This is a genomic window from Ralstonia edaphi (genome assembly GCF_958350185.1).
Classification (GTDB): Bacteria; Pseudomonadota; Gammaproteobacteria; order Burkholderiales; family Burkholderiaceae; genus Ralstonia; species Ralstonia edaphi.
This window is the reverse complement of record NZ_CATWHI010000002.1, coordinates 552,622-572,404: the sequence shown is the minus strand read 5'-3', so window position 1 is coordinate 572,404 and position 19,783 is coordinate 552,622. Positions and strand designations below refer to the sequence as shown.

At 65.2% G+C, this 19,783-nt stretch carries 20 protein-coding genes; 7 read left to right on the top strand and 13 right to left on the bottom strand.

What is annotated here, in order from left to right:
- Window positions 1–50: 50 nt before the first annotated feature.
- Both msbA and R2669_RS07875 read left to right on the top strand, forming a co-directional pair.
- Window positions 51–1,775 carry a lipid A export permease/ATP-binding protein MsbA gene (msbA, locus tag R2669_RS07880; protein WP_037027171.1) on the top strand — a complete coding sequence of 575 codons (1,725 nt, stop codon included), beginning with the start codon at window positions 51–53 and terminating at the stop codon, window positions 1,773–1,775.
- Between the two features lie 50 nt (window positions 1,776–1,825).
- Window positions 1,826–2,422 carry a peroxidase-related enzyme gene (locus R2669_RS07875; protein WP_316889630.1) on the top strand — a complete coding sequence of 199 codons (597 nt, stop codon included), beginning with the start codon at window positions 1,826–1,828 and terminating at the stop codon, window positions 2,420–2,422.
- Between the two features lie 37 nt (window positions 2,423–2,459).
- Here R2669_RS07875 and rng read toward each other — a convergent pair whose 3' ends face one another.
- From rng to R2669_RS07835, 8 genes are all read right to left on the bottom strand, one after another.
- Window positions 2,460–3,929, bottom strand: coding sequence for a ribonuclease G (rng, locus tag R2669_RS07870; protein WP_147214635.1), 1,470 nt, complete (start codon window positions 3,927–3,929; stop codon window positions 2,460–2,462).
- Between the two features lie 127 nt (window positions 3,930–4,056).
- Window positions 4,057–4,680: a Maf family protein gene (locus R2669_RS07865; RefSeq protein ID WP_147214636.1), complete on the bottom strand. Its 624-nt coding sequence runs from the start codon at window positions 4,678–4,680 to the stop codon at window positions 4,057–4,059.
- Window positions 4,677–5,147: a 23S rRNA (pseudouridine(1915)-N(3))-methyltransferase RlmH gene (gene rlmH / locus R2669_RS07860; RefSeq protein ID WP_027680941.1), complete on the bottom strand. Its 471-nt coding sequence runs from the start codon at window positions 5,145–5,147 to the stop codon at window positions 4,677–4,679. Before rlmH ends, R2669_RS07865 begins: the two co-directional genes overlap by 4 nt.
- 21 nt (window positions 5,148–5,168) lie before the next feature.
- Window positions 5,169–5,810, bottom strand: coding sequence for a ribosome silencing factor (gene rsfS / locus R2669_RS07855; protein WP_027680942.1), 642 nt, complete (start codon window positions 5,808–5,810; stop codon window positions 5,169–5,171).
- A gap of 72 nt (window positions 5,811–5,882) precedes the next feature.
- Complete coding sequence (locus R2669_RS07850; protein ID WP_316873184.1) at window positions 5,883–6,593, bottom strand: nicotinate-nucleotide adenylyltransferase; 711 nt, start codon at window positions 6,591–6,593, stop codon at window positions 5,883–5,885.
- Window positions 6,590–7,498 carry an oxygen-dependent coproporphyrinogen oxidase gene (gene hemF, locus R2669_RS07845; protein ID WP_147214638.1) on the bottom strand — a complete coding sequence of 303 codons (909 nt, stop codon included), beginning with the start codon at window positions 7,496–7,498 and terminating at the stop codon, window positions 6,590–6,592. The genes R2669_RS07850 and hemF overlap by 4 nt, the downstream gene beginning before the upstream one ends.
- 156 nt (window positions 7,499–7,654) lie before the next feature.
- Window positions 7,655–8,923: a phosphoribosylamine--glycine ligase gene (gene purD, locus R2669_RS07840; protein ID WP_147214639.1), complete on the bottom strand. Its 1,269-nt coding sequence runs from the start codon at window positions 8,921–8,923 to the stop codon at window positions 7,655–7,657.
- Between the two features lie 94 nt (window positions 8,924–9,017).
- Window positions 9,018–9,743 (bottom strand): YebC/PmpR family DNA-binding transcriptional regulator, encoded by a 726-nt coding sequence (locus tag R2669_RS07835; protein WP_147214640.1) that lies wholly within the window; start codon window positions 9,741–9,743, stop codon window positions 9,018–9,020.
- 173 nt (window positions 9,744–9,916) lie between these two features.
- On the opposite strand from R2669_RS07835, the gene R2669_RS07830 reads away from it, so the two are divergent.
- Window positions 9,917–11,482: a helicase HerA-like C-terminal domain-containing protein gene (locus tag R2669_RS07830; protein WP_316899511.1), complete on the top strand. Its 1,566-nt coding sequence runs from the start codon at window positions 9,917–9,919 to the stop codon at window positions 11,480–11,482.
- Between the two features lie 71 nt (window positions 11,483–11,553).
- Here the strand turns inward: R2669_RS07830 and upp are convergent, their stop codons facing one another.
- Together upp and R2669_RS07820 are read right to left on the bottom strand one after the other, a co-directional pair.
- Window positions 11,554–12,204, bottom strand: a complete 651-nt coding sequence (gene upp / locus R2669_RS07825; protein ID WP_147214641.1) for a uracil phosphoribosyltransferase — start codon at window positions 12,202–12,204, stop codon at window positions 11,554–11,556.
- Window positions 12,205–12,269: 65 nt separating this feature from the next.
- Window positions 12,270–13,748, bottom strand: a complete 1,479-nt coding sequence (locus tag R2669_RS07820) for an NCS1 family nucleobase:cation symporter-1 (protein WP_027680949.1) — start codon at window positions 13,746–13,748, stop codon at window positions 12,270–12,272.
- A gap of 184 nt (window positions 13,749–13,932) precedes the next feature.
- On the opposite strand from R2669_RS07820, the gene R2669_RS07815 reads away from it, so the two are divergent.
- Genes R2669_RS07815 through R2669_RS07800 form a run of 4 tightly spaced genes read left to right on the top strand, consistent with a single transcriptional unit; the run spans window position 13,933 to window position 17,120 of the window.
- Complete coding sequence (locus R2669_RS07815) at window positions 13,933–14,850, top strand: DMT family transporter (protein ID WP_316884043.1); 918 nt, start codon at window positions 13,933–13,935, stop codon at window positions 14,848–14,850.
- A gap of 50 nt (window positions 14,851–14,900) precedes the next feature.
- A complete protein-coding gene (locus R2669_RS07810; RefSeq protein WP_147214644.1) occupies window positions 14,901–15,692 on the top strand; it encodes an SDR family oxidoreductase in 792 nt (263 codons plus the stop codon).
- 10 nt (window positions 15,693–15,702) lie between these two features.
- A complete protein-coding gene (locus tag R2669_RS07805; protein WP_037027174.1) occupies window positions 15,703–16,143 on the top strand; it encodes a methylglyoxal synthase in 441 nt (146 codons plus the stop codon).
- Window positions 16,140–17,120 (top strand): quinone oxidoreductase family protein, encoded by a 981-nt coding sequence (locus R2669_RS07800; RefSeq protein WP_316899508.1) that lies wholly within the window; start codon window positions 16,140–16,142, stop codon window positions 17,118–17,120. The genes R2669_RS07805 and R2669_RS07800 overlap by 4 nt, the downstream gene beginning before the upstream one ends.
- A 9-nt stretch (window positions 17,121–17,129) precedes the next feature.
- Here the strand turns inward: R2669_RS07800 and R2669_RS07795 are convergent, their stop codons facing one another.
- From R2669_RS07795 to R2669_RS07785, 3 genes are all read right to left on the bottom strand, one after another.
- Window positions 17,130–17,426, bottom strand: coding sequence for a YkvA family protein (locus R2669_RS07795; protein ID WP_102066472.1), 297 nt, complete (start codon window positions 17,424–17,426; stop codon window positions 17,130–17,132).
- A gap of 199 nt (window positions 17,427–17,625) precedes the next feature.
- Entirely contained in the window at window positions 17,626–18,783 is a 1,158-nt protein-coding gene (locus tag R2669_RS07790; RefSeq protein ID WP_316899506.1) for a BMP family ABC transporter substrate-binding protein, read from the bottom strand.
- Window positions 18,784–18,862: 79 nt separating this feature from the next.
- Window positions 18,863–19,783 carry an ABC transporter permease gene (locus R2669_RS07785; protein ID WP_102066471.1) on the bottom strand — a complete coding sequence of 307 codons (921 nt, stop codon included), beginning with the start codon at window positions 19,781–19,783 and terminating at the stop codon, window positions 18,863–18,865.

Here is a 19,783-nt window from a genome sequence, read left to right as displayed (position 1 = left end):
ACGCCGTGAGTATACAAGCAAAGTCTGATCACCCAGCGCCCGCCAAGCCGATGCTCAAGCGGTTGTGGGGCTACCTTCGCCCCGAATTGACCGCCTTCATCCTGGCAATGGTCGCCATGGGTGTGGTGGCGGCCACGGAGGGGATCATCCCCAAGGTCGTGAAGGATTTGCTGGATCAGGGCTTCGGCGGTGAATACGCCGGCAAGCTGTGGCAGGTGCCGGCCATGCTGGTGGGGATTGCCGTGGTGCGCGGCATTGCGCAATTTGCGTCGACGTATCTGCTGAGCCTCGTCTCGAACAAGGTGCTGCTGAATCTGCGGATGAAGATGTTCGAGCGGTTGCTGCAGGCGCCGGCTTCGTACTATCAGCGCAATACGGCGGCGTCGATCATCAACGCGGTCATCTTTGAAGTGAACCAGGTGCTGCAGGTGTTGACCGGCGTGTTCATCACGCTGGTGCGCGACTCGATGACGGTGCTGGCGCTGCTGGTCTTCCTCTTCTATACCAATTGGCGTTTGACGCTGGTAGTGGCGGTGATCCTGCCGATCATCGGGCTGCTGATGTCGCGTATCAACCGTCGCCTGCGCTCGCTCAACCGCGAGAGCCAGAACCTGACCAACCAGGCAGCCTATGTGGTGGAAGAAGCCGTGGGCGGCTACAAGGTCGTCAAGCTGCATGGTGGCGAGGCGTACGAATCGCTGCGCTTCAATGCCATGACGAATCGCCTGCGCGGTTACGCCATGCGCGTCGCCGTGGCGGGCGGCCTGAACCAGCCGGTGACGCAGTTCCTGGCGGCGCTGGCGCTGTCGGTCATCCTCGCCATTGCCATGTTGCAGGCGCAGGCTAACCAGACCACGGTCGGCGGCTTTACCGGCTTTGTGATGGCGATGCTGCTGCTGATCTCGCCGCTCAAGCACCTGACCGACGTGAACCAGCCGCTGCAGCGCGGCCTGACCGCCGCCGAATTCATCTTCGGCCTGATCGACACGCCGATCGAACCGCAAGAGGGCGGCAAGAAGATCGATCGCGCCCGCGGCGATGTCCGCTTCGACAACGTCACGTTCCGCTATGGTGAAGACGGCCGGGCAGCGCTCGACAACGTCAATCTGCACGTCAAGCCGGGCGAGGTCGTGGCGCTGGTCGGGCCGTCGGGCAGCGGCAAGACCACGCTGGTGAACCTGCTGCCGCGCTTCTTCGATCCGACCTCGGGCACGATCTCGCTCGACGGCGATGCGCTGGCAGATCTGGCGCTGCACGACCTGCGCCGCCAGATTGCCTTCGTGAGCCAGGATGTGGTGCTGTTCAACGACACCATCGCTGCCAACGTGGCGTATGGCGCGCGGGACGCCTCCGAGATCGACATGGCGCGCGTGCGCCGCGCGCTCGAAGCGGCCTACCTGACCGATGTGGTCGACAACCTGCCCGAGGGCATCGATACCAATATCGGCGATAACGGCTCGAAGCTGTCCGGCGGACAGCGCCAGCGCCTGGCGATTGCCCGCGCGATCTACAAGGACGCGCCGATCCTGATCCTGGATGAAGCCACGTCCGCACTGGATTCGGAGTCCGAGCGCCAGGTGCAGGCGGCGCTCGAACGCCTGATGGAAGGCCGTACGACGCTGGTGATCGCGCACCGCCTGTCGACCATCGAAAATGCCGACCGGATCATCGTGCTGGAGCACGGCAAGATTGCCGAAGCCGGCACGCACCGCGAACTCATCGAGCGCGATGGGTTGTATGCTGGACTCCATCGCATCCAGTTCGCCACCCAGTAGGCCCTTCCTCGCGGGCGGCGTGCTCAGGACGCTCAATCAAAGGAGACATCGTGACGACCACCACGCCGCCCATCAGCCGGTTTCCCGTTCCTGAACTGGCCGACATTCCCGAAGACATTCGCGCGCGCATCCTCGAGGTGCAGGAGAAGAGCGGCTTTGTGCCGAACGTCTTCCTGGCGCTGTCGCATCGGCCCGACGAATGCCGCGCCTTCTTCGCGTACCACGACGCGCTGATGCTGCGCGAAGGCAGCAGCCTCACCAAGGGCGAGCGCGAGATGATCGTCGTCGCAACGTCCGCCGCCAACCAGTGCCTGTATTGCGTGGTCGCGCACGGCGCCATTCTGCGCATCTACGAGAAGAATCCGCTCGTGGCCGACCAGGTGGCCGTCAATTACCGAAAGGCCGACATCACGCCGCGCCAGCGGGCCATGCTCGACTTTGCGATGAAGGTCTGCACCGCATCGCACACCGTCAATGACGCCGACTATGAGGCGCTGCGCGCGCACGGCTTCGATGATGAGGACATCTGGGACATCACCGGCATCACGGCCTTCTTCGGCCTCTCGAACCGCATGGCGAATGTGATTTCGATGCGGCCCAATGACGAGTTCTTCCTGCTCGGCCGCGTGCCGCGCGAGAAGAAGTAGGGCGCAGGCGGCGTCTATGCCGCCAGTTCGTGCAGCACTACATCAAGATGATGTCGTACTGCTCCTGGCTGGCCGCCGACGATTCCACCTGCAGCGAAATCGGCTTGCCGATGAAGTCGCCCAGCATCGCAAGGTGCTGGCTTTCTTCTTCCAGGAACAGGTCGATGACCGACTGCGACGCGAGGATGCGGAATTCGCGCGGATTGAACTGCCGCGACTCGCGCATGATCTCGCGCAGGATGTCGTAGCAGACGGTGCGCGGCGTCTTCACCTGGCCCTTGCCCTGGCACACGGGGCATTGCTCGCACAGCACATGCGCGAGCGATTCGCGCGTGCGTTTGCGCGTCATCTCCACCAGGCCCAGCTGCGAGAAGCTGTTGACCGTGATGCGTGTTCGGTCGCGCGACAGCGCCTTGCGCAGTTCCGCCAGCACCGCATCGCGATGCTCGGCGGACTCCATGTCGATGAAGTCGATGATGATGATGCCGCCCAGGTTGCGCAGCCGCAGTTGCCGCGCGATGGTGTGCGCCGCTTCCAGGTTCGTCTTGAAGATCGTGTCGTCGAAGTTGCGCGCGCCCACGTAACCGCCGGTGTTGACGTCGATTGTCGTCATCGCCTCGGTCTGGTCGATCATCAGGTAGCCGCCCGATTTCAGGTCGACCCGGCGCGACAGCGCGCGCTCGACTTCCGCCTCGATGTTGTACAGGTCAAAAATGGGCCGCTCGCCCGTGTAGTGCGTCAGGCGCTCGACCACGGCCGGCGTGTATTCCTGTGCAAACTCGATGAGCTTCTGATGGTTCTCGCGCGAATCGACCTGGATGCTGCGCGTTTCGTCCGTCACGAAATCGCGCAGCACGCGCTGGGCGAGGTTGAGGTCCTGATACAGGATCGACGGCGCGGGCAGGGTCGTCGCGTTGTGACGGATGGTCGCCCAGATCTTGCGCAGGTAAGCGACATCGTTGGCGAGCTCCTCGTCGGTCGACTCTTCGGCGATCGTGCGCACGATGAAGCCGCCGCGTTCATCGGTGGGGACCATGGCGGTCACGCGCGCGCGCAGCGCTTCGCGCTCGGCCTCGTTGCCGATCTTCTGCGAGATACCGATGTGGGGGTCTTGCGGCAGATACACCAGCGTGCGGCCGGCAATGCTGACTTGCGTGGACAGCCGCGCGCCCTTGGTGCCGATCGGATCCTTGATGACCTGCACCATCAGCGCCTGGCCTTCGAACAGCGTCTTCTCGATGGCGACCTGCGGCGTGGGCGGCGCGTCCTTGGCGTCGCGGGGGTGCCAGATGTCGGCCACGTGTAAGAACGCGGCGCGCTCCAGCCCGATATCGATAAAGGCCGACTGCATGCCGGGCAGCACGCGCACCACCTTGCCAAGATAAATGTTGCCGACCAGGCCGCGCGTTAGCGTGCGCTCGATATGAAGCTCCTGAACGGCGGCTTGCTGAACGATGGCCACGCGCGTTTCTTGCGGCGTGATATTGACGAGGATGTCTTCGGACATGGAGAGGTACCAGGAGAGCGGGTTTCAGCACCCGCCTCTGGGCTCGATCGTATGCGCCCGAAGCGTGTCTTGAAACCGGCTCTCGCACGCTGCCCGGTGCGTGCGTCAGCGGCCGGTCAGGGGCGAGTTACAGCGTGATGCCCGCCTGCGCGAGCAGTGCGGCGGTCTCGAACAAGGGAAGACCCATGATACCCGAATAGCTTCCCGAGATATGGGCCACAAAGGCGGCTGCACGGCCCTGGATGCCGTAGGCGCCGGCCTTGCCGAAAGGCTCGCCGCTGCCGATGTAGCGGGCGATGTCGTTGTCCGTCAGCACGGCAAAGCGCACGTCCGAAATGGACAGCGCGTGCATCGGCGTGCCGCTGGCGGTGACGACCGTTACGGCGGTCAGCACACGGTGCTCGCGGCCGGACATCGCGCGCAGCATGCGATGGGCATCGGCGGCGTCAGACGGTTTCCCGAGAATCTCGCCGCCCAGGCATACCGTGGTGTCCGACGTGAGGATCGGCAGGGCGGGGAGGTTGCGTGCGATGCGGCGGCGCACCGCAGCCTGTGCCTTCAACGCGCAGACACGTTGGACGTAGTCGTCGGGCGTCTCGTTGGGCAGTACGGCTTCCAGCGCTTCCGCGTCTTCGTCGTCGCCGGCCAGCAGCAGCTCGAAGCGCGCGCCGATCTGGCGCAGAAGTTCCTGACGGCGCGGGCTTTGCGAGGCGAGATAGAGGTGCGGCGCGCCGGGTGCATCCATGGTCATACGCGGTGGTACGGGTGGTTCTGCGTGATGCTCCACGCGCGATAGAGCTGCTCGGCCAGCAGCACGCGCACCATGCCGTGCGGCAGCGTCAGGCTCGACAGACGAATCAGCGTACGGGCTTTCGCCTTGAGCGCCGGGTCCAGCCCGTCCGCGCCGCCGATGACGAAGGCGATGTCACCGCCTTCCTGTTGCCATCCGGTGAGCGACTCAGCCAGCGCGACGGTGGTGAGGTCCTTGCCGCGCTCGTCCAGCGCGATCATGCGGCAGCCCTTGGGCAGCGCGGCTTCAATGCGCGCCGCTTCGAGCTGCATGACGGTGGCGGCGGTGCGGCTGCCCGAGCGCTGCTCGGGCTTGATCTCGCGTAGTTCGATGCGCAGTTCGGGCGGCATGCGCTTGGCATACTCGGAGAAACCGTCTTCGATCCAGGACGGCATCTTGTGCCCGACGGCGACGATCAGCAACTGCATGGCGAGACAGCCTGCCCGACGTTACGCTGCGCGCTTCTTGGCCGGCGCGCGCTTGGCTGCCGTTTTGGTGGCGGTTTTTGCAGCGGTTTTGGTGGCCGTCTTCGTGGCGGTCTTGCCCGTACCGGCCGCGCGCTTGGTGGCGGGCTTCTTGGCAGCCGTCTTGGCAGGCGCCTTCTTGGCCGGCGCTGCAGCCTTGGTCGGGCGCTCGCCTGCCAGCTTCGGCTTGGTGGTCCGGCGCTTGGCGGGCGTGACCTCTTCGGCCTCGTCTTCCTCGTCGTCGTAACCTTCGCTGGCCTTGGGCAGGCCACGCTTGCCCGTGCCGCCGAGTTCGATGCGCACAGGCTTGTCACCCCAGATTTCTTCGAGGTTGTAGTACTGGCGCAGTTGCGGCTGCATGATGTGGACCACGGCGTCGCCGCAGTCGACCAGCACCCATTCGCCCACGTCTTCGCCTTCCACGGCGATGATGTGGCCGCCGGCTTCTTTCACGGCGTCACGCACCGATGCGGCGAGGGCCTTCGTCTGGCGATTGGACGTGCCGCTGGCGATGACCGTGCGGTCGAACAGTTCGGTTAGGTGCGTCGTATTGAAGACCTTGATGTCTTGCGCCTTGACGTCTTCGAGCGCGTCGACGATCACGCGTTGTAGTTTGCGAATATCCATACTGAGTGAGAAGAACGTTTAAAGGGCGAGAAAAAAGGTCAAAAAAGCGCGTGAATGCGGTCAATCACGCGGTCAAGCACTGACTGTGCCATTGGCACGGCGGTACAGCGAATGCGATTGGATCAGGTCGGCCACGCCGGCGGGCAGGTCGGCGTCGCACCGAGCGCCCGTCGCCAACTGCTGGCGCAGGCGGGTGGAAGACAGGTCGACGGCCAGGGTCTGGTCGATCCACATGTGGCCGGCGGGTGCGCATTGTATCAATGCCGTGTCGCCGCGGCGCACATCGAGTTCGCGCTGCACCGGCACATGCAATGCCTGGAGGTCGAAACCCGGGCGTGTGGCGACGCACAGGTGGACGTATTCGAACAGGTCCTGCCAGCCGTGCCAGGTGTCCAGGCCGACGAGCTGGTCGGCGCCCATCAGCCACGCCATGGAGGTATCCGGGCCGTAGACGCCGCGCAATTCGCGCACGGTGTCGATGGTGTAGCTGGGGCCGTGGCGGTCGACTTCCATGCTGCTCACGTGGACCCGCGCGCGGCCACCGCGTACCGCTTTGGCGGCCAGTTCGGTCATGGCGAAGCGCAGCGGTGCTGGCGTGATGTCGGCGGCCTTTTGCCACGACACGCCGGTGGGAATCCACAGCAGCTCATCCAGGTCGAGGCGGGCGATGCACAGTTCGGCCAGGGCGATGTGGCCGACATGCGGCGGATCGAACGTGCCGCCCAGCAAACCAAGCCGGTAGGGGCGATCGAGATCGGGGCGCACGAATGTGGGAAGCGTCATACCCAATCGCGCGCCGGCAGGAAATCGGTGTACAGGGCGGCTTCCGGCGAACCCGGTTCCGGTTGCCAGTCGTAGCGCCAGTTGGCGACCGGCGGCATCGACATCAGGATCGATTCCGCGCGGCCGCCGCTTTGCAGGCCGAACAGCGTGCCGCGGTCGAATACCAGGTTGAACTCGACATAGCGGCCACGACGATAGGCCTGGAAGGCGCGTTCGCGCTCACCATAGGGCGTGGCGTGGCGTTGCTCGGCGATGGGCAGCCACGCCGGCAGGAAGGCGTCACCCACCGAGCGCATCATCTCGAAGCTGCGCTCGAAGCCCAGTTCGGCAAAGTCGTCAAAGAAGATGCCGCCAACGCCGCGCGCTTCCTTGCGATGCTTCAGATAGAAATAGTCGTCGCACCATTGCTTGAAGCGGGGGTACAGCTCGTCGCCGTATGGGGCGAGGGCGCCCTGGCAGGTGCGGTGGAAATGCGAGGCGTCTTCGGTGAAGCCGTAGTAAGGCGTCAGATCCATGCCGCCACCGAACCACCAGACGGGCTCGGCGTCCGGGCGCACGGCGACGAAGCAGCGCACATTCATGTGCACCGTGGGCACGTACGGGTTGCGCGGATGGAAGACCAGCGACACGCCCATCGCCTCGAAGCCGCGTCCGGCCAATTCGGGCCGGTTGGCCGTCGCCGACGGGGGCAGGGTGTCGCCCATCACGTGCGAGAAACCGACGCCGCCGCGCTCGAGCAGCGTGCCGCCTTCCAGGATGCGGGTGCGGCCGCTGCCGCGCAGGCGCTCGGTGGGCGGCTTCTCCCATGCGTCGGTGATGAACGTGCCGCCGTCCAGCGCGCTGGCGGCAGTGGTGATGCGGTCCTGCAGGTCCAGCAGGTAGGCGCGGACGGCTTGGGTATCCATGCGATCAGAAGGAGGCCGCTCGTAGGGGCGAGTCGGGCCGAGTCATACGGTTGTCACCATTGTAGCGGGCGGGCCGCGCGGGCAAGTTGGGGATCACCCGGGGTGACGGATTCCGCGCCTGCCCCATCGTGGGGCATGGGCGCGGCGGGCGGTCGCTCAATGGCGGATGGCGCGATGTCCGATATCGGTACGGTACTGGGCGCCGTCAAAGTGGATCTGCTCGATGGCGTTGTACGCCGCACGCTGCGCCGCCTTGACGGTGTCGGCCAGGCCGACCACGCATAGCACCCGGCCGCCGTTGGTGGTCAGCACGCCGTCCTTGAGCGTGGTGCCGGCGTGGAAAGTGACGCTGTCTTCGGTTTCCTTCGGGATGCCGGTGATGACGTCGCCCTTGCGCGGCGTGTCCGGGTAATTGTGGGCGGCCATGACCACGCCCAGTGCGGTGCGGCGGTCCCAGTCCAGCTCCATGCCGTCGAGCTTGCCGTCGATGGCGCGGTCGAGCACGTCGTACAGGTCGGTCTTCATGCGCGCCATGATGGGCTGCGTTTCGGGGTCGCCCATGCGGCAGTTGAATTCGAGCGTCTTGGGATTGCCTTCTGCATCGATCATCAGGCCGGCATACAGGAAACCGGTGTACGGGATGCCGTCCTTCTCCATGCCGCGGATGGTCGGCATGATGATCTCGCGCAGCGCGCGGGCGTGCAGCGTGGGCGTAACGACTGGCGCAGGGGAGTAGGCGCCCATGCCGCCCGTGTTGGGGCCGGCATCGCCGTCGAGCAGGCGCTTGTGGTCCTGGCTGGTGGCCAGCGCCACGACGTTCTTGCCGTCGCACACGACGATAAAGCTGGCTTCTTCGCCGGCCAGGAATTCTTCGATCACCACGCGTGCCCCGGCGTCGCCCAGGCGATTGTCGGCCAGCATCATGTCGATGGCGCTGTGCGCTTCTTCGACCGTCATCGCAACGACCACGCCCTTGCCGGCGGCCAGGCCGTCGGCCTTGATGACGATCGGGGCGCCTTCCTGGTCAACGTACGCATGTGCCTGCGCAGCATCACCGAAGGTCTGGTACTTGGCGGTCGGAATGCCGTGGCGGTGCATGAACGCCTTGGCGAAATCCTTCGACGATTCGAGCTGCGCGGCGGCCTTGGTCGGCCCGAAGATGCGCAGGCCCTTGGCGCGGAACAGGTCGACGATGCCGGCCGCCAGCGGCGCTTCCGGGCCCACCACCGTGAAGTGGATGCCTTCGCGCTCGGCAAAGGCGGCCAGCACTTCCGGATCCGTGATCGGGAGGTTCTGCAGGCGCTTGTCGAGCGCCGTGCCGCCGTTGCCGGGGGCCACGTACACCACCTGTACCTTGGGCGAGCGTGCCAGCTTCCATGCCAGGGCGTGCTCTCGACCGCCCGAACCGACCACCATCACTTTCATGCTGTACCTACCTGAAATTGCAAATCCGATTCGAAATCTGGAAAACAAAAACGGCGATCGTGAGGTCGATCGCCGTTATGCGCGCGTCCGGGGCTTACTCCCCGATGACCGCGTTGGTGAAGACTTCCTGCACGTCGTCCAGATTTTCCAGAACGTCGAGCAGCTTCTGCATCTTGACCGCGTCTTCGCCGGTGAACACGACTTCGGTCTGCGGCTTCATGATGACTTCAGCCAGTTCCGCCTTGAAGCCGGCGGCTTCCAGCGCGGTCTTGACCTTGGCGAAATCGTGCGGCGGGCAGATGACTTCGAGCGAGCCGTCTTCGTGCGTGATGACGTCGTCTGCGCCGGCCTCCAGCGCGGCGTCCATCAGCTTGTCTTCGGGCGTGCCCGGCGCAAAGATGAACTGGCCGATGTGGTCGAACAGGAACGCGACGGAGCCCGACGTGCCCATGTTGCCGCCGTACTTGTCGAACCCGTGACGGACTTCGGCCACGGTGCGCGTGCGGTTGTCGGTCAGGCAGTCGACGATCACGGCTGCGCCGTTGATGCCGTAGCCTTCGTAGCGGATTTCTTCGTAGTTCGCGCCTTCCAGGCCGCCCACGCCGCGCTGGATGGCGCGGTTGATGTTGTCCTTGGGCATGTTCGCGTCGGTGGCCTTGTCCATGGCCAGTCGCAGGCGCGGGTTGGAGTCGGCATCGCCGCCGCCCAGACGGGCCGCCACGGTGATTTCCTTGATCAGGCGCGTCCAAATCTTGCCGCGCTTGGCGTCGGCAGCGGCTTTTTTATGCTTGATATTGGCCCATTTGGAATGACCGGCCATGAAACTCTCCGAGCGGAATGCAGTGGAATCTGGCGCTCAGATGGCGGTTTGACGCCACCTGCACGCTCTATAATCGGTCGCGGATTTTAGCATGCTGCACACGCCTGCCGCCCCGTCCATCCGGTCGATTTGGCGGTGTGTCGTCCCCCCAGATTGATCCTCGTCCAAACGCCATGACCGATCCCATCCTGATTGCCAAGAACGCCAAAGCCGAGTTGGTGCTGCTGCCCCAGCTCGCCAACCGGCATGGCTTGATCACCGGCGCCACCGGCACCGGCAAGACCGTCACCCTCCAAACCATCGCCCAGGGCCTGTCAAAGATTGGCGTACCGGTTTTCCTGGCCGACGTGAAAGGTGATCTGACCGGCATTTCGCAGCCCGGCCAGCCAAACGACAAGCTCAAGGCCCGCCTGCAGGAGCGCGGGCTGGAAGAGCCGCAATGGGCCGGTTGCCCCGTCACGTTGTGGGATGTGTACGGCGAGCGTGGCCACCCCGTGCGCGCCACCGTGTCCGACATGGGCCCGCTGATGCTTTCGCGCATGCTCGACCTGAACGACATCCAGACCGGCGTGCTGAACCTCGTCTTCAAGATTGCGGACGACGCGGGCCTCGCGCTGCTCGACATGAAAGACCTGCGCGCGATGCTCCAGCACGTTGGCGAGCATTCGTCGGACTACACGAACAAGTACGGGAATATCTCGTCGGCCAGCATCGGGGCCATTCAGCGCAACCTGATCGCGCTCGAAGAGCAGGGCGCCGACCAGTTCTTCGGCGAGCCGATGCTCGACATCAACGATCTGATGCAGACCGTGCGTGGCCAGGGCGTGATCAACATCCTGGCGGCCGACAAGCTGCTCAACGCGCCCAAGCTGTACGCGACGTTCCTGCTGTGGATGCTCTCCGAGCTGTTCGAGCATCTGCCCGAGGTGGGCGACGTGGACAAGCCCAAACTCGCTTTCTTCTTTGACGAGGCGCACCTGCTGTTCAACGATGCGCCGCCGTCGCTGCTGCAGAAGGTGGAGCAGGTGGTGCGGCTGATCCGCTCCAAGGGCGTGGGCGTGTACTTCGTGACGCAAAATCCCGCCGACGTGCCGGACACGGTGCTCGGCCAGCTCGGCAACCGCGTGCAGCACGCGCTGCGGGCCTTCACCCCGCGTGACCAGAAGGCCGTGAAGGCCGCGGCCACCACGATGCGCGCGAACCCCGAGTTCAGCATCGAAGAGGCCATCGGCGAACTGGCTGTGGGCGAGGCGCTGATCTCCATGCTGGACGAGGGCGGCCGCCCGGAAATCACGCAGCGTGCGTTTGTCGTCCCGCCCGCGTCGCGCATCGGCCCGATCTCGGACGACGAGCGTCGCACGCTGATGACGAATTCGTTGGTGGCCGGCCGTTACGACACGGCAATCGACCGTGAATCGGCGTACGAAATCCTGAGCGGCCGCGTGGCGAAGGGCGGGGCGGCATCGGCGCCGGCTCCGGGTTCCATCGGCACGGACTTCGGGGCATCGACAGGCTCAGTGCCCGCGCCTGGACCTGCACCTGCGCAACAGGAGAGCGGCGGCGGTTGGCTGGGCGATGTCGGCTCGATCCTCACGAAGGGCACGGGCCGCAGCGGTCGTGGCGATTCGATTGTCGAAACGTTGGCCAAGTCGACGATGCGCACCATCGGTTCCACCGTCGGGCGCGAAATCGTACGCGGCGTGCTGGGCAGCATTCTGGGCGGATCGAAGAAGCGCTGAGCGCATCCGACGCACCAAAGACAACAGCCGGCATTGCCGGCTGTTTTTGTTTGCGCTGAGACCGTGCGCGATCAGTTTTTCGTGCCGAACAGACGATCGCCCGCGTCGCCCAGGCCCGGGATGATGTAGGCGTTTTCATCCAGGTGCGAATCGAGCGATGCCACGAACAGCTTCACGCCCGGATGCGCCTGCTGGAACACCTCCACGCCTTCGGGCGCCGCCACGAGCGCCAGGAAGAGGATGTTCTCGTCGAGCACGCCGCGCTTCTTCATCACGTCGACCGCGTGGACGGCCGAGTAACCGGTGGCGACCATCGGATCGCACAGGATGAAGGTGCGGTCTTCCAGGTCGGGCAGCCGCACGAGGTATTCCACCGGACGGTGTTGGTCATCGCGGTACACGCCGATATGGCCGATGCGCGCCGACGGAATCAGCTCCACCAGCCCGTCGCTCATGCCCACGCCTGCGCGCAGCACCGGCACCACGGCCAGCTTGCGACCCGCGATGACGGGCGCTTCCATCGGGCCCATCGGCGTGTCGATGTGGCGGCTGGTCAGCGGCAGATTGCGCGTGATTTCGTAGCCCATCAGCAGCGTGATCTCACGCAGCAGCTCGCGGAACGTGCGCGTGGACGTGTCCTTGTCGCGCATGTGCGTGAGCTTGTGCTGGATCAGCGGGTGATTGAGGATGAACAGGTTCGGAAAGCGCGGATCTTGTTTCATGGCGGCAAGGGATTCTCAGATGGGGCGCATTGTACCGGCGCACCCCGTGTCGATTTTGGAAGCGCTCAGCGGCGGCCGCGCATGAGGAGCACATACACCACGGCGGAGATCGCGAGGCCCACGAACCACGCATACGTGTACAGCGCTTCGAACACGCCCGGCACGCTGGCGACGAACCCGGCCTGCTTGAAGAAGCCCGGCAGATTGGGCAGCACGCCGATGATGAGCGCGACGATGGCGCGGCCGTTCCAGCCGTTGCCGTAACCGTACGGGCCGTCTACGCGGAACAGTTCTCCGGTCTTGAGCACCGTGCGGCGCACCAGGAAGTAATCGACCATCATGATGCCGGCCACAGGGCCCAGCAGCGCGCCGTAACCAACCAGCCACGTGAAGATGTAGCCCTTCGTGGTTTCCAGGATCTTCCACGGCATCATGGCCAGGCCGATGCCCGCCGTGATGTAGCCGCCGATGCGGAACGAGATGCGGTGCGGCGCCAGGTTCGAGAAGTCATACGCCGGCGAGACCACGTTGGCGGCGATGTTCGTCATCAGCGTGGCGGTGATCAGCGCCAGCAGGGCCACGATGACCGACGGGCCGGTCATCTTGCCGGCCAGCGTGACCGGATCCCAGATGGCCTGACCGTAGATGACCACCGTGGACGACGTGACCAGCACGGCCACCAACGCCAGCAGCCCCATCGGCAGCGGCAGGCCGATCGCCTGCCCGACCAGCTGATCGCGCTGGCTGCGTGCAAAGCGGGTGAAGTCGGGAATGTTCAGCGCCAGCGTGGCCCAGTAGCCGACCATGGCGGTGAGCGACGGCCAGAAGAAGCCCCAGAACTCGCCGGCGCGCTTGCCGCCTGCAGAAAACGCCGACGGCGCCGACAGCATCGGGCCAAAGCCGCCCGCATGGACATACGCCCACCAGACCAAGCCCAGCGCGGCCAGGATCAGCAGCGGGGTCGCCAGCGCCTGGAAGCGCTTGATCGATTCGAGCCCCTTGGTGATCAGCCAGATGTGCAGCGCCCAGAACAGCAGGAAGCAGAATCCCTGGCCGGGGTTGATGCCCAGCCCCGGAATGTTGCTGCCGACCAGCATGTTGTCGGTGACGACGTTGAGGATCGTGTAGATCGCCTGGCTGCCGAGCCACGTCTGGATGCCGAACCAGCCGCACGCCACGATGGCCCGCAGAATGGCCGGCAGTTGCGCTCCGCGCACGCCGAACGACGCCCGCACCAGCACAGGAAAGGGAATGCCGTACTTGGTGCCAGCGTGGCCCACCAGCACCATCGGCACGAGCACGATCAGGTTGCCGAGGAACACCGTCAGCACCGCCTGCCACCAGTTCATGCCCTCGCTCATCAGCCCCGAAGCCAGCATGTAGGCCGGCACCGACACCACCATCGACACCCACAGCGCGGCGTAATTGGTCGCCGTCCAGGTGCGGGCCGCGGGCGGCGTGGGGTTGAGGTCTTCGTTCCAGAGGGTCGGGTCGGGTGCCCCGGCGGCATCCGCGGAAAAGGCGGAAGAGGTGGTTTGGCTCATGTCGATGTGGGATCCGTTGTCGTTGTAGATATTCGGAATGCAGGCGCGATTGTACGGCGCTCCCCGGCGTGCTCAAGCGAAAGCTGTGCCAAGTGCAGCGCACCCCGCGCCGGAACGTTTTGTTGAATTCCAATACAATCGACGACGCTCTCCAACACCGCCCGCGGTTCTTCCGCGTTCCGCTGTGAACACCGCGTCCTCTGCGTCCACCACTCCCGCAAGAACCACCGACACCGGCGGGCTGCTGCTTGCCTCCGCGGGCGCTGTGCTGTTTTCCGCCAAGGCCATCGTCGCCAAGCTGATGTATCGCTACCAGGTGGACGCTGTCATGGTCATCACCCTTCGCATGCTGCTGGCCGCGCCGCTGTTCATGGCGATGGGGTGGTGGCAGTCGCGCCGTGCGGAGCCCCTGACCGTGCCCGACCGCTGGCGCATCGTCGGCTTGGGGCTGATCGGCTATTACCTCTCCAGCTTTCTCGACTTCCTCGGACTGCAGTACATCACGGCCGGGCTGGAGCGGCTGATCCTCTTTCTGACGCCGTCGTTCGTGCTGCTGATCACGTCGACGGTATTCAAGCGGCGCATTACCGGCTTGCAGTGGGTGTCGCTGGCGCTGGCCTATGCCGGCATCGTGCTGGTGTTCGCGCACGACCTGAACCTGGGGGGCAACAACGTCTGGCTGGGCGGCGGGTTGGTGCTTGCCAGCGCCGTCAGCTACGGTATCTATCTGCTGGCCAGCGGTGAGCTGGTCAAGCGCGTGGGTTCGATGCGGCTCGTCGCCTATGCGATGTGCGTGTCGACCGCGGCTTGTATCGTCCAGTTTCTGGTGCTGCGGCCGATGTCGGCGCTGGTGTTGCCGTGGCAGGTGTATGGGCTGTCGGCCATCAACTCGGTGTTCTGTACGGTGGCGCCGGTCACGATGACGATGATGGCGGTGGCGCGCGTGGGTGCGCCGGTGGCGTCCCAGGCGGGCATGATCGGCCCGGTGTCGACGCTGCTGCTGGGCTGGTGGCTGTTGGGCGAGCCGATCACGATTTGGCAGATTGCCGGCAGCGCGCTGGTGCTTGCCGGTATGGCGCTGCTGTCACGCCGTCGCGGCTGACGGGCGGCCGATCGAAATAATCCAAATAACAATCACAAGGAGTCAGACACATGGACTTGGGCCTGAAAGGCAAGCGTGCCCTGGTGTGCGGCGCAAGCAAGGGATTGGGCTTTGCGTGCGCCGACGCGCTGGCTGCCGAAGGCGTGGACGTGGTGATTGTCGCGCGCGGTGCCGAAGCGTTGTCGGCAGCGGCCGAGCGCATCCGCACGGCGCATGGCGTGCGCGTGGAAGCCGTGGCGACCGACATCACCACGCCGGAAGGCCGCGCCGAAGCGCTGCTCGCGTGCGAGCGCCTGGGCGGCTCGCCCGACATCCTCATCAACAATGCAGGCGGCCCGCCGCCGGGCAACTTCCGCGATTGGGATCGCGACGCATGGAATGCCGCGCTCAACGCCAACATGCTCACGCCCATCGACCTCATCAAAGCCACCGTCGACAAGATGATCGAGCGCCGCTGGGGCCGCATCGTCAATATCACCAGCGGTGCGGTCAAGGCGCCGATCGACGTGCTGGGTTTGTCCAACGGCGCGCGCTCCGGACTGACCGGCTTCGTGGCCGGCCTGGCCCGTGAAGTCGCCAAGCACGGCGTGACCATCAACAATCTGCTGCCGGGCCAGTTCGAGACCGACCGCCTGACCAAGACGCTGGAAGCGGGCGCCAAGGCGGCCGGCATCAGCGCAGAAGAGAATTTCGACCGCAAGCGGCAGGGCAATCCGGCCCGACGCTTCGGCCAACCTGCCGAATTTGGCGCCGTGTGTGCCTTCCTGTGCAGCCAGCACGCCGGCTACCTGAATGCCCAAAACATCCTGCTGGATGGCGGCAGCTTCCCTGGCACCTTTTAAGCCAATCGACATGACCACCCTTACGCCAATTACGCCCGAAAGCGCAGTCCGCAAACGCCGCGTCGCCCTGATCGCACACGACCACAAGAAAGACGACATGGTCGCTTTCGCACAAACACACCAGGCCTTCCTCTCGCAATGCGACCTGCTGGCGACCGGCACCACCGGCGGCCGGCTGGAGAAGGAAGTCGGCCTGACCGTGCAGCGCATGCTGTCCGGCCCGTGGGGCGGCGACCTGCAGATTGGCGCGCAACTGGCCGAAGGCCGTGTCGACGCCGTCATCTTCCTGCGCGACCCGATGACGCCGCAGCCGCACGAACCCGACATCAACGCGCTGGTCCGTGCCTGCGACGTCCACAACATTCCCTGCGCCACCAACCTCGCAACCGCCGACCTGGTGATGTCGGCCCTGCAACGGGTGGCGCCCGACCCGAAGGAGATCCACGCATGACACAAGCGAAAGCCATCCGCATCTTCGAGACCGGCGGTCCGGAAGTAATGCAGTACGTCGATGTCGACGTGCCCGCGCCCGGCCCCGGCGAGGCCACCATCAAGCAGCACGCCATCGGCCTGAACTACATCGACGTCTATTTCCGCACCGGGCTGTATCCGCAGCCGCTGCCCGGCGGCATCGGCATGGAAGCCTCAGGGGTGGTGGAAGCCGTGGGCGAGGGCGTGACGCACGTCAAGCCCGGCGACCGCGTCGCCTATGCCGGCCGCCCGACCGGCGCCTACGCTGCGGTGCGTACGATGCCGGCCGACATTCTCGTGCGCCTGCCGGATGCGATCGACTTTGAAACCGGCGCAGCGATGATGCTGCAGGGCATGACCGCGCAATACCTGATCCGCGACAGCTACCGCGTGCAGCCCGGCGATACGGCGCTGTTTCACGCAGCCGCTGGCGGGGTGGGTTTGATTGCTTGCCAGTGGCTGAAGGCGCTTGGCGCCACGGTGATCGGCACCGTCGGCAGCGATGCCAAGGCTGAACTTGCCCGCGCGCACGGCTGCGATCACACCATCGTCTACACGCGCGAGAACTTCACCGAACGCGTGCGCGAAATCACGGGCGGCAAGGGCGTGCCGGTGGTCTACGACGGCATTGGCAAAGACACGTTCACGGGCTCGCTGGATTGCCTCGCGCCGCGCGGGATGATGGTCACGTACGGCAACGCATCGGGGCCGGTGCCGCCGGTTGACCTCAGCGTGCTGAGCGCAAAAGGCTCGCTCAAGATCACGCGGCCGACGCTGATGACGTACACGGCGCGGCGCGAGCTGCTGGAACCGATGGCGGCAGAGTTGTTTGATGTGGTGAGCAGCGGCAAGGTGAAGATCGAGATTCACCAGCGCTACGAACTGCAGAACGCGGCGCAGGCGCACCGCGATCTGGAAGCGCGCAAGACGACCGGGTCGACGATCCTCCTGCCGTAAGTTGAGACGTTACCGCCCGGAGGGCTTCACCCGCCGGGCGGCGGCAAAGCGCGCATCCTCGCGCACGCGGTGGGGCAGGCCGCGCAGCAGCATGTGCAGCGCGAACGGCACCAGCACAATGTCGTCCACCCAGCCGATTACCGGGATGACATCCGGGATCAGGTCGACCGGCGATACCACATACCCCACCAGCAGCAGCGCAGCCGGCGCGAGCCACCACGGCTTGTCGGGATGGCGCAGCGCAAACCACAGCAGGCGCACGTCGTTGCGCACCACGCTCCACAGGCGGAAAAGTCGTCCGAACATCGTGGGCTCCTTGATGAAAAGCCGGCGTCACATGAGGGCGTTTGGCCAGCAAACCATCGTATCAGCTTGGGGAAACGGCCCGGTTTTCAAGGTGGGGCCCCATCGTCCATGAAAAAAGCCGGCCCTCTTACGAGGTGCCGGCTTTTTGCCACGACGGATCTGTTCAAGGTCCGTCGCGCGCAGCAGGACCGTGGGCAGGTTAGCCCGGAATCTTGCCTTCCACGCCTTCCACGTAGAACTTGATGCCGTGCAGGAAGCCGTCGTCGGCGACCTTGTCGGCGGGCAGGACTTCCTTGCCGGTGTTGTCCTTGAGCGGACCCTTCCAGATCGGTGCCGAGCCGTCGATGATGCCCTTCTTGCGGGTTTCGATCAGCGTCTTCACGTCTTCCGGCACCACAGCGTTGTAGGCGCCCAGGTCGATGGCGCCTTCCTTCAGGCCCCACCACACGGTTTCCGGCTTCCACTTGTTGTCGAGCACGTCGCCGACGACCTTGGTGTAGTACACGCCCCACTTGTTCATCGAGGCGGCCAGGTGGGCCTTCTCGCCGAACTTGGTCATGTCGCTGTCCCAGCCGATGGCGTAGACGCCTTTTTCCTGGGCCGTTTGCACGACGGCGGCGGAGTCGGTGTTCTGCATCAGCACGTCGACGCCCTGGCCGATGAGCGTGGTGGCCGCTTCGCGCTCCTTGCCCGGGTCAAACCACTTGTTGACCCACACCACGCGGGTGGTGGCCTTGGGGTTGACGCTGCGCGCGCCCAGCGTGAACGAATCGATGTTGCGGATCACCTCGGGGATGGGCACCGAACCCACCACGCCGAGCTTGCCCGACTTGCTCATCTTGCCGGCCACCACGCCCGCGAGGTACGCGCCTTCATACGTGCGCACGTCGTACTGGCCGAGGTTGTCGGCGGTCTTGAAACCGGTGGCGTGCTCGAACTTCACGTCCGGGAATTCCTTGGCGACCTTGAGCATCGATTCCATGAAGCCGAAGCTCGTGCCAAAGATGACCTTGTTGCCTTGCGTGGCGAGATCGCGGAACACGCGCTCGGCGTCCGCAGCGCTTTCGGGGACGCTCTCGACGAAGCTGGTCTTGACCTTGTCGCCGAACTTGGCTTCGACCTCCTTGCGGCCGGCGTCGTGGGCGTACGTCCAGCCTGCGTCGCCCACCGGGCCGACGTAGACGAACGCAACCTTCAGCGGCTCATTGGCCGGCGCCGGTGCGGCAGCGGCGGGGGCCGACGACGCTGCGGGCGCGGCATTGCCGCCGGCGTTGTCGTTGGACTTGCCGCAACCCCAGAGGGTCAGGGCAGCGCCGGCGGCCAGGGCGGCCAGCGTGATCCTGCGAGTGACGTTCATCGATTTCTCCTGTTGTGTGGCTCGTTGACTGTGTTGAAGCAAATAAAAGCGGAATGCAGAAGCTGAGGCTGCATGCAGTTTAGGCAGCCCCGGGGCGGAACGGCTTGCCAAGCGATGCGGGCATGTTCAGGCGAATCCAGTCCGGATTGCGCGAGATGATGGCCAGCACGACGATGGTGGCCGCAAACGGCGCCATCGACAGAATCTGCGACGGCACCGACACGCCCATCCCTTGCAGGTGGAATTGCAGGATCGTCACCCCGCCGAACAGCAGCGCACCGAACAGGATGCGCAGCGGGCGCCAGGTGGCAAACGTGGTTAGCGCCAGGGCAATCCAGCCGCGGCCGGCGACCATGTTCTCGACCCACATCGGCGTGTAGACCAGCGACAGGTACGCGCCTGCCAGCCCGCAGCATGCGCCGCCAAACAACAGCGCGCCAAAGCGGACGGTGCGCACCGGATAGCCAAGTGCATGCGCCGACTCCGGCGATTCACCGATCGCGCGCAGCGTGAGGCCAGCACGCGTCTTGAACAGGAACCACGCAATCGCGCCGCACAGCAGCAGGCTGAAATAGACCATCCAGTGGTGCGCGAAGAGGGCGGGGCCGACAAACGGGATCGACTCCAGCCCGGGGATGCCGTGCGCCTGCGCCGGCAGCGACATGCCGACAAAGCGCTGGCCCATGAAGGCCGACAGCCCGGTGCCGAAAATCGACAGCGCGAGGCCCGTGGCGACCTGGTTGGTGACGAGCACCAGCGCGAGCCATGCAAACAGGGACGCCATCACCATGCCGGCAATCGCGCCGGCAGCAAAACCCAGCAGCGGAATCTGCGTCTGGTAGCCGACCATGAAGCCGACCACGGCCGCCACCAGCATCATCCCTTCGGCGCCGAGGTTGAGCACGCCGGAGCGCTCGTTCATCAAGAGGCCCAGGGCGGCGAGCAACAGCGGGGTGCCGGCGTTGATCGACGCGGCGATCAGGGGAGCGAGACTTTCCAT